The 16,212-nt window shown below is 43.0% G+C and carries 12 protein-coding genes; 8 read left to right on the top strand and 4 right to left on the bottom strand.

Annotation, left to right across the window (positions count from 1 at the left end; genetic code table 11):
- Positions 1–7: 7 nt before the first annotated feature.
- Positions 8–1,186, top strand: coding sequence for an MFS transporter (locus ABS301_RS04015; RefSeq protein ID WP_349670995.1), 1,179 nt, complete (start codon positions 8–10; stop codon positions 1,184–1,186).
- 69 nt (positions 1,187–1,255) lie between these two features.
- Here ABS301_RS04015 and ABS301_RS04010 read toward each other — a convergent pair whose 3' ends face one another.
- Positions 1,256–2,542, bottom strand: a complete 1,287-nt coding sequence (locus tag ABS301_RS04010; RefSeq protein ID WP_349670994.1) for a M18 family aminopeptidase — start codon at positions 2,540–2,542, stop codon at positions 1,256–1,258.
- Positions 2,543–2,718: 176 nt separating this feature from the next.
- On the opposite strand from ABS301_RS04010, the gene ABS301_RS04005 reads away from it, so the two are divergent.
- The 4 genes from ABS301_RS04005 (at position 2,719) to ABS301_RS03990 (ending at position 7,929) form a co-directional block, all read left to right on the top strand.
- Complete coding sequence (locus tag ABS301_RS04005) at positions 2,719–3,216, top strand: DUF5721 family protein (RefSeq protein ID WP_349670993.1); 498 nt, start codon at positions 2,719–2,721, stop codon at positions 3,214–3,216.
- 149 nt (positions 3,217–3,365) lie between these two features.
- The gene (htpG, locus tag ABS301_RS04000; protein ID WP_349670992.1) at positions 3,366–5,369 is read left to right on the top strand and encodes a molecular chaperone HtpG; all 2,004 of its coding nucleotides are present in this window, start codon (positions 3,366–3,368) and stop codon (positions 5,367–5,369) included.
- A gap of 182 nt (positions 5,370–5,551) precedes the next feature.
- On the top strand, positions 5,552–6,394 hold the full coding sequence (locus tag ABS301_RS03995; protein WP_349670991.1) for a DegV family protein: 843 nt from the start codon (positions 5,552–5,554) through the stop codon (positions 6,392–6,394).
- A gap of 332 nt (positions 6,395–6,726) precedes the next feature.
- Positions 6,727–7,929: a CapA family protein gene (locus tag ABS301_RS03990; RefSeq protein WP_349670990.1), complete on the top strand. Its 1,203-nt coding sequence runs from the start codon at positions 6,727–6,729 to the stop codon at positions 7,927–7,929.
- Between the two features lies 1 nt (position 7,930).
- On the opposite strand, the gene mnmL is transcribed toward ABS301_RS03990, so the two are convergent.
- The gene (gene mnmL / locus ABS301_RS03985) at positions 7,931–8,875 is read right to left on the bottom strand and encodes a tRNA modification radical SAM protein MnmL/YtqA (RefSeq protein WP_349670989.1); all 945 of its coding nucleotides are present in this window, start codon (positions 8,873–8,875) and stop codon (positions 7,931–7,933) included.
- Positions 8,876–9,044: 169 nt separating this feature from the next.
- Between mnmL and ABS301_RS03980 the strand changes: the two genes are divergently transcribed.
- From ABS301_RS03980 to ABS301_RS03970, 3 genes are all read left to right on the top strand, one after another.
- A complete protein-coding gene (locus ABS301_RS03980; protein WP_349670988.1) occupies positions 9,045–10,340 on the top strand; it encodes a galactokinase in 1,296 nt (431 codons plus the stop codon).
- Positions 10,341–10,423: 83 nt separating this feature from the next.
- The gene (locus ABS301_RS03975) at positions 10,424–11,071 is read left to right on the top strand and encodes a cytidylate kinase-like family protein (protein ID WP_349670987.1); all 648 of its coding nucleotides are present in this window, start codon (positions 10,424–10,426) and stop codon (positions 11,069–11,071) included.
- Between the two features lie 120 nt (positions 11,072–11,191).
- Positions 11,192–13,042, top strand: coding sequence for a sensor domain-containing diguanylate cyclase (locus tag ABS301_RS03970; protein ID WP_349670986.1), 1,851 nt, complete (start codon positions 11,192–11,194; stop codon positions 13,040–13,042).
- Between the two features lie 56 nt (positions 13,043–13,098).
- On the opposite strand, the gene ABS301_RS03965 is transcribed toward ABS301_RS03970, so the two are convergent.
- The gene (locus tag ABS301_RS03965; protein ID WP_349670985.1) at positions 13,099–13,521 is read right to left on the bottom strand and encodes a DUF134 domain-containing protein; all 423 of its coding nucleotides are present in this window, start codon (positions 13,519–13,521) and stop codon (positions 13,099–13,101) included.
- A 132-nt stretch (positions 13,522–13,653) separates the two neighbouring features.
- On the bottom strand, positions 13,654–16,110 hold the full coding sequence (locus ABS301_RS03960) for a DsrE/DsrF/DrsH-like family protein (protein ID WP_349670984.1): 2,457 nt from the start codon (positions 16,108–16,110) through the stop codon (positions 13,654–13,656).
- Between the last annotated feature and the right edge of the window lie 102 nt (positions 16,111–16,212).

The following is a 16,212-nucleotide window of genomic DNA, read 5'->3' as shown; positions in this document are numbered from 1 at the left end:
GCACAAATTGAATGAACTAATTTTTACGCGCAAACAGGAAATCCGTTTTCTTGCAATGGTTTCCCTGTTCTGGTTTGCGCAGTACATATACATTCCATATCAGACGACCTATCTGACTCTGTTAGGAGTGGGCAGCGCATTTACCGGAATGGTGCTGGGGGCTTATGGACTTACCCAGCTGGTATTTCGTTTTCCGATCGGGCTATGTGCGGATTCCATCGGAAAGCATAAGTGCTTCATCCAGGCAGGAACTCTTTTTTCCGGCCTCGCATCATTGTTCCGGATATTCTGGGGGAATGGGATGGGCTTTTTAGCAGCAAATCTTTTTTCCGGAATTGCTTCCGCCATGTGGATTTCATTTATGGTGTTTTACACCAATCATTTTTCACAAAAAGACCAGCAGGCAGCTACCAGCAGAATCGTGATGTTTAATAATTTTGGTATGCTCATCGGCTTTTTAGCAAGTACCATGGGGTACAGCAGGATCGGAATGACGGGAATCTGTATTCTCAGTGTCGTAGGCGGACTGCTTGCCTTTATTCTCTCGCTTCAAATCAAGGAACCATGCACAAAAACTGGAAAAACAGATGCAAAGGAACTTATTTCCGTATGTAAAATGAAACGGCTGTGGCTATTCTCCATTTTGGCTTTAATTCAGCAGGGCATACAGCTTACGACTGCCATGTCGTTTACAAATCAGGTTCTGAAGGATCTGGGGGCCGCCAATGGATTGGTTGGATTATCCTCAATTATTTATATGGTTTCGGCAGTAGGATTTGCAGCTTTTGCTTCTGCCGGTTACTGCTGTAAGAGAGGTCCCAGATTTTGGATCCCAGCCGTCTTTGTAATTATATCAGTCTATTGTGTGATGGTACCCTCGGCGAAAAATGCTGCAGAGCTTTTAATTCTGCAGATACTTCCCGGAATGTCGACCGGAATTTTGTTTTCCTATCTGACTTCAGAGGCAATGTGTGGAATCGAAGCGAAAAAACGTTCCACTGCCATGGGCCTTTTTCAGGCAGTTTATGCCATAGGCATGACTACGTTTCCCATCTTTACCGGGAACATTGCCTCTGCGTTCAGCATCCAGCATGGTTATCTGGTGCTGGCAGGAATTTCGATGATAGGAACTGGGGTATCTGTTGTTTATTATAGGAATAGAACCGGATGCAAAAAGATCAGATAATTGGATGTAATAAGAATACGCCTTGATACGGAATTTAATCCGGTCAAGACGTATTTTTTTAGAACTTATTTAAGCTTTGAAAAATGCTTCTGCAAGTCTAACCAGTGCTTCCTGATCCTTAACACCCATAAGCTCTCTGGCAGAATGCATGGCCAGCATGGGAACACCCACATCCACTGTGCGCATGGTCAGCAAAGCAGAAGAAATGCTTCCCAGAGTAGATCCGCCTTTTACATCGGAACGGTTTGAAAACTTCTTATAAGGGATATCTAAGGCGCGGCAGATGCCCTCAATCACACCTGTGCTGGTGGCATCGGTTGCATAGGCCTGGCTTGCCGCCAGTTTGATGGCTACTCCGTCTCCCATCATGATCTGGTTCTTGATATCACATTTCTCTCCGTGGTTTGGATGAATGGCATGAGCCACATCCATGGAAAGAAGAAATCCACTTAACAAAGCATTTAAAAAGTCGGTTCTGGTATAACCCAGGGAGGCGTAGATCTTTTCCAGAATATGTTCAGTCAGTGCAGAAGCTGCCCCCTGTTTTGTGTGGCTTCCGATCTCTTCGTTGTCATACAGGGCAATGGCATGGATTCCGCTTTCGTGTGTATCGGAAAGAATGCCGCTTAAGCATGCAGAAACAGAGGTAATATTGTCAAGTCTGGGAGCGGAATAAAATTCGTTCTGCAGACCAAGAGTGGTTCCGGACTCATAATTATAGATGTAGATTTCATAATCCAGAATGTCTTCTTTCTTTACCCCTGCTTCTTTTGCAAGCGCATCAATAAAAAAGCTTTCTTTGTTTAATTGATCCGTAATCCGGGCAATTAAAGGAAGCATGTCCACCTGTGCATTTATGGCAAATCCTTCATTGGCATTGCGGTTCATATGGATGGCAAGATTGGGTATGGTAAGTACCGGGCGGGAGAAATCCACAAAGATAGTCCTGGGATTCATAAGCGTGTCACCTGTTACACTGACTTTTCCTGCCATGGATAAAGGCCGGTCAAACCAGGTACCTAAGAGAGGGCCGCCATAGACCTCAACATTCAGCTTTCCGTATTCCAGAGCAGTTACTTCCGGAGATGGCTTTACCTTCAGACAGGGCCAGTCTGTATGAGAAGCGGCCAGCTTCAGCTGGGGGACAGCTGTCAGCTCACTGCCGACGGTAAATGCGATTAAGGTGGAGTCAAATGCGTTAATGTAGTAGGAGCCTCCCTGCTTTAATTCCCAGGATTCTGCCAAAGGCAATTCCTTAAATTCACCTGCTAAGAGCTGTTTTGCTGCAGCCTGAATGCAGTGGTATGGAGAAACCGATGCAGCAATCAGTTCTTCCAGCTGTTTCATATGATTCATATCATTATCCTCTTTTCTGATTTTCAATTGGTTTTCTGACTGAAACCGTTGAATCTATTATAGCATAGAAGAGGTTAGTTTGGAATACCGACAGAGCGTGTGAAATCCTGCGTTGACATTGGAAGAGCTTCCGTTGTATAGTTAACGGAGAAAATACGGACGGGGAGAATGAAACCATGATTGCGTTGAATATAGAAGAGATGAAACCTTTTACGACAAAGTTGTTTGTAGGAGAAGTTTTTGACCATTTTCTTGTAAAAGAGGCTACCATCACTACCTTTAATACCTTTACCATTGACGGAGCCATACGGTCTGCCTATTATACTGCAGAGGAGAAGGAGACCCTGAATTTAGGAGAGCTGTCCACCTGGGCCATGATGAAACCCTTTTGTTTTTCACTGATCAAGGGCAAACGGCTGCCTGGAAGTTTTAAGATTGTAATGCAGATGCCCAAAGAGGATACGGAGCGTTTTCTTTCTGAACGAAAGATTCCTTTCACTTCCAATGAGGTCAAAGGACTGTATATCAATATCAGATATGAGGAAGAGCGCCTGATCTGTGTGACAGGCACCTCAGTATCTGTTTTTACTCTGGACAAGACGTTAGATCAGGAATGGGACCAGGCATTTAAGGAATTTTTAAAGGAAAACCAGATTATTTATCTGGAAGAATAACATTATCAGCACTCAAACGGTTTGAGTGCTGATTTTCTATTGACAATTCCATTACTGCGTATTAAAATACTCTTTGCAGGTATAAATTGTAAAAATTCCATGATGGTCATGGAACAAAAATAGAATAAGAGAGTAAGGAGTGTTCTGATATGGCAAAAACAGGAAGTTTGACAATCAACAGCGAAAACATTTTCCCGATTATTAAAAAATGGTTGTACTCAGACCATGATATTTTCTACCGTGAATTGGTATCCAATGGAAGCGATGCCATCACAAAGCTGAAAAAGCTTGATGTTATGGGAGAGTGGCAGAAGCCGGATGATCTGGAGTTTAAGATTGAAGTAATCACAGATTCCAATGAAAAGACAATTACCTTTAAAGATAACGGTATTGGTATGACCATGGAAGAAGTGGATGAGTATATCAATCAGATCGCATTTTCCGGAGCAAAGGATTTCCTTGAAAAATATAAGGACAAGACCAACGAAGATCAGATTATCGGACATTTCGGACTTGGTTTTTACTCCGCTTTTATGGTTGCAGATAAAGTAACCATCGATACAAAGTCCTACAAAGAAGGTGCAGCGCCCGTTCACTGGGAGTCTGACGGCGGTACAGAGTATGAGATGGAAGAAGGGGATAGAGAAGAATCTGGTACTACCATTAAGCTTTATCTCAATGAAGACTGCCTGGAGTTCTGTAACGAATACAGAGCAAGAGAAGTTCTGGAAAAATATTGTTCCTTTATGCCAGTTGCAATCTATTTATCCAATGTATCAGCGGAACCCCAGTTTGAGACGATTGAAAAGGAAGAACTGACTGAGAAGGATACTGTGGTTGAGACCATTGTGGAGGAAGCCCAAACAGAAGAAATAGAAAAAGAAAACGGCGAAAAAGAAATAGTGGAAGTTTCTCCGGCCAGAGAAAAATATAAGATTAATAAGCGCCCGGTGGCAGTCAATGATACCAACCCTCTGTGGAATAAACATCCAAATGACTGTTCCGAAGAGGATTACAAGGGCTTTTACCGCAAGGTATTCCATGATTATAAGGAGCCATTATTCTGGATTCATTTAAACATGGATTATCCGTTTAACTTAAAGGGAATTCTCTATTTCCCAAAACTGAACTTAAACTACGACAGCCTGGATGGAACCATTAAGCTGTACAACAGCCAGGTGTTTATCGCAGATAATATTAAAGAGGTAATTCCGGAATTCTTAATGCTTTTAAAGGGTGTTATCGACTGTCCGGATCTTCCTCTGAATGTATCCAGAAGTGCGCTGCAAAATGATGGCTTTGTTAAGAAGATCTCAGATTATATTACAAAGAAGGTTGCAGATAAGCTGACTGGAATGTTTAAGACAGATCGTGAGAATTATGATAAATACTGGGCAGATATTAATCCATTTATCAAATTTGGCTGCTTAAAAGATGAGAAGTTTGCAGAAAAGATCAATGATTCCATTCTCTTTAAGAATCTGGAAGGCAAATATTTAACACTGGCAGAGTGTCTGGAAGAGAATAAGGAAAAACATGAGAACCGCGTATTCTATATTACCAATGAGAAAGAACAGAGCCAGTATATCAACCTCTTTAAAGAAGCAGGACTTGATGCGGTTTATTTAACAGAGAATATCGATAACCCGTTTGTGGGATATTTAGAGCAGAAGAATGAAGACGTGAAGTTCTTATGCATTAACTCCGATTTATCTGATATTTTTAAAGAAGAAGTGACAGAAGAGGACAAAGAAGCCATGAAGGGTGATGTGGAAGCTCTGACTGAATTGTTCCGTAAGGTTTTAAATAAAGAGAATTTAGAGGTTAAGGTTGAGAAATTAAAGAATGATAACGTTTCTTCCATGATTACTGTTTCTGAAGAATCAAGACGTATGCAGGAAATGATGAAGATGTACACCATGCCTGGTATGGATGCTTCCATGTTTGGAGCAGGCGGCGAAACACTGGTTCTTAACTATAACAACAAGCTGGTTCAGTATGTATTAGGACATAAAGATGGTGCCCATACCAACGCTATTTGTGAGCAGCTTTACGATCTGGCAGCGTTAAGCCACGGATCTCTCACACCGGAGCGTATGACAGGCTTTATTGCAAGAAGTAATGAGCTGATGTTAGTAATGGCAGGAGAATAAGGATTTTTTAATACAGCAGATAAAATGGATGTCATAAACAGAAGGCCTTTCAAAGGGAGGTGGCTGTTTTTGACATCCATTTTTTTCATATATATTCTATTGACAGACCAACTTTGTTTCTCTATAATATATAGTAATGAATACTACATGATAAGTTTCGTGCCAGGAGGAAGAATATAGATATGAGCTATAAAATCATTGGGGACAGTTGTACGGACCTGACGCCGGATCTGAAGAAAGATCCCCACTTTCAGATCATTCCGTTAATTTTACAGGTCGGTAATACACAGATAATTGATGACGAGACGTTTGATCAGAAGAGTTTTATTGAGCTGGTAAAAAGCAGCAGTGAATCTCCTAAGACAGCATGTCCGTCTCCTGAATTATATAAAGAGGCTTATGAGTGTGAAGAGGACCAGGTCTTTGTTATCACTCTTTCCGAGCATTTAAGCGGAAGCTATAACAGTGCAGTTCTGGGTAAGAAGCTGTTCGAAGAGGAACATGGAAAAGACAGCAAGAAGATTGCCGTATTCGGATCCGATTCTGCTTCCTGTGGACAGCTTAATATTGCTGTTTACATTCAGTCTCTCTGCCAGGCATCTTTTCCTTTTGAAGAGATTGAAGATAAGGTGAGAGCCTATATAAAGAGCATGAGAACCTATTTTGTATTGGAAAGTCTTGATACATTAAGAAAGAACGGACGTCTTACCGGTCTGCAGGCATTCTTTGCAACTGCTCTTAATATTAAGCCTGTTATGGGTGCGGAGTCAGGAGTGATTGTTAAGCTGGATCAGGCAAGGGGAATTAACAAAGCATTGACCCGTATGGCTGATATTGCCATGAAGGATGCCGGAGATACCAGGAACAAGGTACTGGCAATCGCTCATTGCAATAATTCGGAGCGGGCGGAGTTTGTAAAGCAGGAGATGTTGAAAAGAGGCATATTTAAGGATATCATGATTACAGAAACAGCAGGTGTAGCGACAGTATATGCCAATGACGGCGGAATTATTATGACCTTGTAAGTCTGGCGTGACAACGTCTATATACAGGATTAAAGCCGGTTTTGCAGAGAATAGGATGCGTGTATCCTTTCCGCAAAACCGGCTTTTTTTCTTTGGGTTTGTTTAAATTATGCTGAATCTCACTGATTTGACAAAAACATGGAACCAGTGTAAGATGTAAAAATGGGAATTAATCCCAGAAAATAGATAAGGGATCTGTTATGTATCATCCACAAAAAACTGTGGAAAAGTGAGTTGTTCAGTCGTATATGGGGAAAAAAGATCAATAATTGTGGAAAAAGTTATGAACCAGCGAAAAGTATGTGGAAATTATTAACAATCTGGAGGAGTAAATGAAGAGGACCAATGGAACCATGAAGTTTCTGATTATCCTTCCCGTATTGCTGTTCGTCGTGCTGGCGGGGTGGATTGGAGGAACAGAATGGAAGCAGAGACAGGGAACAAAAGAAACAGTCAGTAAAGCAGCAGGAGATACGAATACTGTTACCCAGCAGGATACCAAGAGTGCACGGGAAGAAAGCAGCAGTCAGGAAGCCCGGACTGTGACGGAAGAAACCAAAGAATCCAGTACAAATCAGGAGAAGAATCCAGTGGTACATCTCCTTTTTGCAGGAGATATATTACTTTCTACTCATGTTACGACAGCATATGATAAAAATGGCGGTATTAATGGAGTGCTTGATGAGGGGATGCGGGGGGAAATCAGTAAGGCAGATATTTTTATGGCCAATCAGGAATTTCCATTCAGCAACCGGGGATCAGCAGCACCGGACAAGCAGTTCACATTCCGGTTAAATCCGGACCGGGTTTCCATGATGAATGAAATCGGTGTGGATATCGTAACAATCGCCAACAATCATACACTGGACTACGGAACGGATGCGCTTTTAGATACCTGCACGGCGTTAGATGGAGCAGGAATCCGCTATGTGGGCGCAGGCCCAGATATGAACCGTGCAAAACAGCTTGAGACCATAGCGGTAAATGGGAAAACCTTCGGATTTCTTGCCGCATCAAGAGTTTATCCCGATCCCAACTGGGTGGCCAACAGCAAAAAGCCAGGTATGGTAAGTGGATACGATCCAACCATACTTCTTGAGGAAATCCGTAATGCCAGAAGCATCTGTGACTATGTGGTGGTCTATGTTCACTGGGGAGTGGAGCGGGAAGAAAAGCCGAAAGAATATCAGCGGCAGCTGGGACAGCAGCTGATTGATGCAGGTGCAGATCTGGTTGTGGGCAGCCATCCCCATGTTCTTCAGGGTATGGAATATTACAAGGGAAAGCCAATCTGCTACAGTCTGGGCAATTTTATCTTTGGCAGCAGCATTCCAAAGACTGCCCTTATGAGGGCAGATGTAAATTTTGAGGACAATACCACCACTCTTTCTCTTGTTCCGGGAACCTCAGGTGCAGGATTTACGAAAACGCTGACAAAACCGGAAGAGGTAAAAGGATTTTATCAGTATTTTCAAAATCTGTCTTTTGGAATTACCATCGATGACAATGGTGTCATTCACAATAACGGCAATTGATTCAGACGAGGTATCTGTCACCCTGGCAGATGCCTCGTTCTTTTAAACGCTTTGTCAGGGTATTCAGTACCAGACGTTTGTTGCCGCTCCACAAAGGGGCGAGAAGAAGTTCTTTGGGACCATCTCCGCTCAGCCGGTGTATGACCACAGATGGAGGCAGGATGGAAAGGCAGTCAATGACAAGATCCGTATATTCTAAAAGAGAATACACCGGTACAGTTCCCTTCCTGTAAAGATCCGCCAGGTCAGTTCCTTCCAGTATGTGAAGAAGCTGCAGTTTGATACCGTCGATACCGTGATCACCTGAATGCCCCAGATAGCGGATGGTCTCAAAAATCATATCTTTCGATTCTCCGGGAAGTCCTAAGATGACATGGGCGATCACCTTGATTCCAGCTTCTTTTAAATTCTGCCATGCATGACAAAAGTCCGATAGCGGATACCCTCTCCGAATGAACTCTGCTGTGGATTCATGAATCGTCTGAAGCCCCAGTTCCACCCACACCGGTTTTATGCGGTTTAATTCCTTTAACAAAAGAATAACGTCAGGAGGAAGGCAGTCAGGTCTTGTGGCAATGGATAAAACAACTACATCAGGCTGGGAAATAGCCTGTGTAAAGAGTTCACGCAAATAGGAAACTGACGCGTAAGTGTTGGTGTAGGATTGAAAATAGGCAATATAGAGGCCGGTTTCCCCGTTCATTTTAAGAGACACCCGCTTCTTGGCAGAGTGAATCTGTTCCGCCACAGAAGCGTGAAGCCCTTTGGCTTCTGCAAATTCACCGGAACCGCCTCCGCTGCAGAAAATACAGCCTCCTGTTCCCAGTAAGCCATCCCGGTTGGGGCAGGTCATACCGCCATCCAGTGCAAGCTTATAGACTTTCTGCCCATACTGCATTTTCAGTTCATAATCTAAAGCGTGGTAAGGCTTGTCATTCCAGAACATGGTGACCTCCTGTTTTTTGATTGTTTCATTATAGAAGAGAGATTGAGGGAAGTCAAATTATTTTATAGCTTTTCGTAAAATATTATATTGTGAAAACTTTGGCACTTATGTTATACTCGAGATAATGGCGTTTGTATGCCAATGAATGGGGAAAAGGAGATTTTTCAGCATGAAAACAGAGGAAACAATCCGTTTTTTAGAATCCGAAAAGGCAGGAAAATTAATGACTGCTTTGTATGGCGAAAAAGCGGCAGGAGAGAATATTTTAAGATATCAGAACCTGGTAAAGGACTTTAAAAATCATTTTCCGGAAGAAGATATTCTTTTATTTACATCACCTGGGCGTACAGAGATCAGCGGGAATCATACCGATCATAATCACGGCAAGGTTCTGGCAGGAAGCATCAACTTAGACTGTGTGGGTGTGGCAGCGAAAAATAACAGCAACCTTATTAATATTGTCAGTGTGACTTACAACCAGAGCTTTACCATTGATCTTAATGATCTGGCACCAAGTGATAAAAAAGCCGGTACCATTGATTTAGTAAAGGGTCTGTTAAAGGGTTTTTTAGAAAAAGGCTATGAGATCGGTGGTTTTAATGCCTATATAACCAGCAATGTAATCAGTGCGGCAGGTGTCAGTTCTTCCGCTTCTTTTGAGATGCTTCTTTGTTCGATTCTGAACACATTTTTTAATGACGGCCGTATGGATACAGTGGCTTATGCACATATCGGAAGATATGCGGAAAACGTCTATTGGGACAAGGCTTCCGGTCTTCTTGACCAGATGGCATGTGCGGTTGGAGGCCTGATTACCATTGATTTTAAGGATCCTTTAAAGCCTGCAGTGAAGCAGATTGATTTTGATTTTGCTTCCCAGAACCACAGCCTGATTATTGTCAATACAGGAAAGGGACATGCGGATTTAAGTGCCGATTATTCGTCCGTACCGGCTGAGATGAAGAAGGTTGCAGAGTTTTTTGGAAAAGAAGTCTGTGCAGATATAACGGAAGAAGATGTGATTGGTCAGTTAAGTGCGGTTCGGGAGTTTGCAGGAGACCGTTCTGTACTCCGGGCTCTTCATTTCTTTGAAGAAAATAAGCGTGTGGATGCAGAAGTGACTGCTTTAAAAGAAGGAAGATTTGACGAGTTCCTTTTCAATATTACTGCTTCCGGTAATTCCTCCTGGAAATGGCTTCAGAACTGCTTTACCAATACCAGTTTCCAGGAACAGGGAATTACGGTGGCTCTTGCTCTTACGGAATTGTTTATCGCTGGTAAAAAGCAGGGGGCATGCCGGATTCACGGAGGCGGATTTGCAGGGGTCATTATGGCTGTTCTTCCCAATGAAATCACAGAGGAATACATCTCCTATATGGAAACGGCAATGGGAGAAGGCAATGCTTACCGTATGAGCATCAGACCTTATGGTTCCATCTGTTTTAATGCTGTTGCAGAGCAATAATAATTGTAAATCCTGCCATAATAGAGTACAATAGAAGCAAGAAAACCTTCATATATCATGTAAGGGAAAAGGAGGCAGGCATTATGAAAGAAAAAAGTAATCTGATCATCACCATAGGAAGACAGTACGGAAGCGGTGGACGTATTGTGGGAAAAGCTCTTGCAGAGGAACTGGGGATTCATTTTTATGATGAGGAGATTCTGACGATCACATCGGAGCAAAGTGCGGTTGGAGAAGTTTTTTTCCGCCTTGCAGATGAAAAAGCCGGCAATAATCTGTTATATCGGATTGTCAGCGGATTAAAACCGCAGCTTGGCAAGCCCTCCACAGATGCGGACATTGTAAAACCGGAGAATCTATTCCGTTTCCAGTCACAGGTCATTAAGGAACTGGCGAAAGAGGAATCCTGTATTATCGCCGGAAGATGCGCGGATTATATTTTAAGCCGTGAGGAAGAGAATGTTCCCGGGCTTGTGAAGATCTTTGTCTATGCAGATACACCTACACTGATCCAGAGAACCATGGAAGTTGATAAGATTGATGAGAAGGAAGCCGCCAAGCGGGTGAAGAAGGTTAACAGGGAACGGAAAGAATATTACCGCTACTATACCGGTGAAAACTGGGAAGACTGGAACAATTATGATCTCATCATTAACACAAGCCGGATTGATCTGGAACAAACAGCCAGGCTGATTAAAGATTATATAAAATTAAGAGGAATTGAAGCCTGAAACATATTGTAAATCCTTTGATGCAGAGATATAATGAATATTAGAAGTGAGAAAAGCCGGTTGGAATAGTTTCCACTGGCTTTTTTCAGAAAACGTGTTTTCAGAACGGAGATCACTTATATGAACTACGGAAAAGACTCCAGGATTACGTCTGTGATCGTGAGCATGTTCAGTGTTCTTATTTTGTTGGTCCTTGCTTTTATTTTCTTATCCAGTCAGCAGAAAAAGCTGAATCAGGAATTCAATCAGTTGATTTATTCAAGTCTTACTTCCTTTACAGACACACAAAACGATCAGATTTTAAAGATAGCCGATGATGCAAGAACGATAAAATACGGCATGGAAAGTATGATAGAGGCGGCCAGTCTGTCTCCGGAAGATCAATGGATGAATCATTACCTGACAAAAATGGAAGGGGAAAATCCGGATTATCAACTGGAATATGTCTCATGCAGCAATTGGAAAGAAATAATATCCGGAGAAGGAAAACGAAGGATTTTTGAACAGGTTATAAACAATAAAACAGATGTACTGGATATTTTGTGTCCCATGGAAAATGGAAACGGATGCATATTTTTAGTAGCGGAGCCTCTTACGGCCAATGGTACAGTGGCAGGAGTTTTATTTTTTACCTTTAAAACGGAGAAGTTTGGAGAAATTGCAAAAGATCATATGCCCTTTAAAAAGATCCAATCGCAGATCATAAAATCGGATGGCAGCATTCTTTATTCCAATAGTGATCAGTTAATACGCGGCAGCAATCTGTTTTCCTCGATCAATACCAACGAAGCACAAAGCCAGAGTGCCAAATTTATTAAAACCCAGATAGAACAAGAAGATTCGTTCACTACCTCTTTTCCAATGAACGGGAAAAACTATTATATTTCGGCAATGAAGGTAGGGATCAATGACTGGAGACTGATTAACTATGTCCGTTCTCCGGATATTATGCTGCAGTCAGAATATGTATTTGGTATGTTTTTTGGTACGGCAATTTTGCTGATTCTGCTGACAATTGCCGGATGCAGCTGGATATTCCTTTTATTTTACAGACAGAATCAGAAGCTTCAGCTGGAGTCCGAGCGTTATTCGGTTCTATCCCAATTTACCGATACGCTGCTTTACGAGTATGATTATGAAACAGATACCATTGAATTTACATCCAATGCCAGACGAAAACTGTTCCTGGAAAAGTTAAAGGCAAGAGGGGTTTTAAGACTGAACCGGGGGGAATATTTAATGCACCCGGAGGATTGGCAGAAGGGGGAACGTCTTCGCTGGGCGCTGTTAGGAAGCAAGCCGGATGAGGTAAGGTATTGCAGAATCCGGTTAAAAGGGCAGTCAGGAGAATACCGGTGGTTTAGCTGTCAGTATAAGATACTTCCCGGACAGGCCGGCTGCAAATCCCGAATGGTTGGGAAGCTGGAGGATATTACCGATCAGCTGGGAAGAGAAGAGATGCTTTTAAACCGCGCAAGAAAAGACCCCTTAACGGGAGTATATAATCGTTCGGGAGAGCAGATTATTGATGGCAAGCTTTCCCTGTTGTGCAGCGGCATCTTTTTCATGATAGATCTGGATAATTTTAAGGAGATCAATGATTCCTGCGGGCATGCGGCAGGGGACCACGTTTTAACCAGAGTAGCGGAATCACTGGAAAAGCTGGTGGGAAAAGACGGAATCGTGGCGAGAGTGGGCGGAGACGAGTTTGTAGTCTTTATTACGGAGAACTGGGAAGACTCCCAGATCACTGATATGGCAGAGTCCATTCTTGATCTCATGGATCATACAGAAGAGGGATATTATACTGTCCTCCGGGTTACTGCCAGCATCGGAATTGCAATTGCACCAAAGGATGGAAGCAGCTATGAAGAATTATATAATGCTGCAGACAAGGCGATGTACTACATAAAACAAAACAGCAAAAGAGGTTACGCTTTTTATAAAGGAGAAGGAAAAGAGCATCTATAAAACCGGAACCAGCTGGCCAGTGTTTTGGACTGTCTGATTCCGGTTTTTATTCTTATTTAATCGGGAGACCCGTTTCCTTTCTTGCAGAACTGGTTTTTACCACAGCAGATATCTGCCCTGCTCTGATCGGTACAATGTCCAAGCAGACCTCTCTTCTGGGAACAGTTTTTCCCGCAGCAGTATCTGGATTCGGGGCATAAAGTATAATTCCCTCCCTGAATAATCAGCTTTTTCCCATTCACAAGAGCATCTGCAAGCTTGCTTCTGGCGCTGTCATAGATTGCCTGTACAGTCGTTCTCGCCACACTCATCTGTTGGGAGCATTCATTCTGGGTAAGCTTCAGATGATCAATTAAGCGGATCACTTCGTATTCATCCACTGACATCTCTATGGTCATAAGTTTTTCTTTATTGCAGGGGGCAAATTCCATTGTTTCTGGCATTTCACATACACGTCGCTGTTTTACGGGTCTGGCCATCTTATCTGTCACCTCATTTCAAATAAGGTTAGTATATCTGTAGTTGAATGAAATGTCAATCATACAGCTGAGGAAGGAGCACTTTAAATCAAAAACGGAATCAGAAAATAATTCTCCGATTCCGCATTTTTATTAGATAAATAAGTTTACATTGGATTCTTCTGCGTCTCCCAGATAGGCACCAACGCCACCCAGTTCTACACCGTCAATCAGTTCTTCCGGACGAATTCCCATTACATCCATACTCATGGTACAGGCAACGATACGAACGCCTGCTTTCATGGCTTTCTTTATCAGGGTTTCCAGGGAATCTACATTTTTGTCGCTCATGATTTTTTTCATCATGGCAGTTCCCATTCCGCCCATATTCATCTTAGACAGCTTCAGTTTTTTGCTTCCCCGGGGGAGCATAACTCCGAACATGGACTCTACCAGAGTTTTTTTAACCGGTTGTTTTTCTTCTTTTCTTAAGGCATTCAGTCCCCAGAATGTGAAGAACATCGTAACCGGTCTTCCCATGGCAGCGGCACCGTTGGCGATGATAAAGCTGGCAAGAACTTTATCCAAGTCTCCGGAAAATACAATCAGTGTTTTTCCTTCAACAGCTTCCTTTTGCGGGGCAGAAGGGGATGGGGAGCTTTTTTTTACCAGTGCTACATAATCATTATCCCGCCGTTCATTGGATAAAAGGGTGTGGCCTGTTCTGCGGCACCATGCTCCGATATCTCTGGCAAAACCCGGATCAGAAGCGGAGACTTCCATTACTGCACCTTCCTTCATGTCTTTCATGGTTTCAAAAACCTTCATGATGGGACCGGGGCACTGCATACCGCTGCAATCCAAACGCATGGCTGCTGTGGGAATGTCCTTTGTATCCATCTGCCCGTTATCTGAAAATGAGACCGGCGTGGTAATCTTTGGCGTGGTGTCATATTGGTAATGGGTGGACTGATAAAATCTTACTCCGCCCGGATAGATCTTTACATGAGCAAATCCGTTCTGCATCAGAATACGTGCTGCATTATAGGCACGGACTCCAATGGCACAGAAGGTAATGATTTCTTTGGAGGGATCCAGTTCTTTTAACCGGTCTCTCAGCTGTCCAAGAGGAATATGCTTTGCCTGAGGCAGTGCAAAAGCCATCAGTTCTGCATCCTCCCTGACATCCAGCAGCTGTGCGCCTGTATTTTTATCCGGTGAATCCCAGGAAGCAAAGGAAACTCTTCCTTCCAAAAGGTTTTCTGCGGTAAATCCCGCCATATTAACCGGGTCCTTGGCAGAAGAAAATGGAGGTGCATAAGCCAATTCCAGATATTTTAAATCTTCAATTGTGGCTCCGAGACGTATGGAAACGGCAAGTGTATCGATCCGCTTATCTACGCCATCCATACCCACAATCTGGGCACCGTAAATGGTTTTCCCATCCATGGAGAATAAAAGCTTCAATGTGAGGGGAACTGCCCCGGGGTAATAACCTGCATGAGAATTCTGGGTAATAATGATACTTTCATAATCAGTTCCCTTTTTCAAACCTCGTTTTATCAGAGCTTTTTCATTGGCACCAGTTGAAGCAGCAGTTAAATCAAAAACTTTTGCAACAGAAGTTCCCTGGGTTTTTTTATAAGTTTCTTTTCCGCCAGCTATGTTATTGGCAGCAATACGTCCCTGCTTATTGGCAGGACCTGCAAGCGGCACCATGGCAGCATCTCCGAAGGTGAAATCACTGACTTCGATCACATCACCCACAGCATAAATATCAGGATCTGAGGTTTTTAAGGTATCATCAACAATGATTCCGCCCCGCTCATTGACAGCCAGACTGCAGGATTTGGCAAGTTCGCTGTTTGGACGTACACCAATAGAAAGAATCACCAGTTCTGCTTTTAGGATCTTACCGCTTTTTAAGGTGATAGACACAGAGTCATTTTCATCAGCAAAGGATGAAACTCCGTCTCCAAGATAAAGGGAAACCTGGTTCTGGACGATGTTTTCATGAAGCAGCTGAGCCATCTCAAAGTCAATGGGTGCCAGTACCTGATCCTGCATTTCGATGAGAGACACGCTAAGACCGGCATGACGAAGGTTTTCAGCCATCTCAAGTCCGATAAAGCCTCCGCCGATAACCGCAGCAGTTTTAATCCCTTTTTCTTTAATCAGACCGCGGATGCGGTCGGTATCCGGAACTGTCCAAAGAGTCTGAATGCGGGAAGATTCGATTCCTTTAATAGGCGGGCGGACTGGAGAGGAACCCGTGGAAATGACCAGAGTATCGTAGGATTCCTCATAGGATTCCCCTGTTTCCAGTTTCCGGACCGTTATTTTTTTATTTTCCCTGTCTATGGATGTTACTTCATTTTTTACTCTGACATCAATCTCGTATTTCTTTCTCATGGCTTCCGGCGTCTGTAAAAGCAGAGCATCTCTGGATTTGATCACGTCGCCAACGTGGTAAGGAAGACCACAGTTTGCATAGGAAATATACTCACCCCGTTCCAGAATGAGAATCTGAGCATCTTCATCCAGTCTTCTGAGTCTGGCGGCACAGCTGGCTCCGCCTGCGACTCCGCCGATTATAACAGTTTTCTTCATGGTGCGCCTCCTGATCTATGAAAAGTTTCATTAAAATAAGCTTGTTATGTTTTTGACACTCTCAGTATAGGACGTCAGAAGAAAAATGTCTGTGACAGAGTC

The organism is Lacrimispora sp., from assembly GCF_031982545.1.
GTDB lineage: Bacteria > Bacillota > Clostridia > Lachnospirales > Lachnospiraceae > Lacrimispora.
The sequence above is the reverse complement of the archived record's forward strand: the minus strand, read 5'-3'. Positions and strand labels throughout refer to the sequence as shown.

Coding starts and splice junctions, on each gene's coding strand:
- ABS301_RS03970 (WP_349670986.1), top strand. CDS start 11,192: ATGAACTACGGAAAAGACTCCAGGATTACGTCTGTGATCGTGAGCATG.
- ABS301_RS03980 (WP_349670988.1), top strand. CDS start 9,045: ATGAAAACAGAGGAAACAATCCGTTTTTTAGAATCCGAAAAGGCAGGA.
- ABS301_RS03960 (WP_349670984.1), bottom strand. CDS start 16,110: ATGAAGAAAACTGTTATAATCGGCGGAGTCGCAGGCGGAGCCAGCTGT.
- ABS301_RS04010 (WP_349670994.1), bottom strand. CDS start 2,542: ATGAATCATATGAAACAGCTGGAAGAACTGATTGCTGCATCGGTTTCT.
- ABS301_RS03965 (WP_349670985.1), bottom strand. CDS start 13,521: ATGGCCAGACCCGTAAAACAGCGACGTGTATGTGAAATGCCAGAAACA.
- ABS301_RS04005 (WP_349670993.1), top strand. CDS start 2,719: ATGATTGCGTTGAATATAGAAGAGATGAAACCTTTTACGACAAAGTTG.
- ABS301_RS03990 (WP_349670990.1), top strand. CDS start 6,727: ATGAAGAGGACCAATGGAACCATGAAGTTTCTGATTATCCTTCCCGTA.
- ABS301_RS03995 (WP_349670991.1), top strand. CDS start 5,552: ATGAGCTATAAAATCATTGGGGACAGTTGTACGGACCTGACGCCGGAT.
- htpG (WP_349670992.1), top strand. CDS start 3,366: ATGGCAAAAACAGGAAGTTTGACAATCAACAGCGAAAACATTTTCCCG.
- ABS301_RS03975 (WP_349670987.1), top strand. CDS start 10,424: ATGAAAGAAAAAAGTAATCTGATCATCACCATAGGAAGACAGTACGGA.
- mnmL (WP_349670989.1), bottom strand. CDS start 8,875: ATGTTCTGGAATGACAAGCCTTACCACGCTTTAGATTATGAACTGAAA.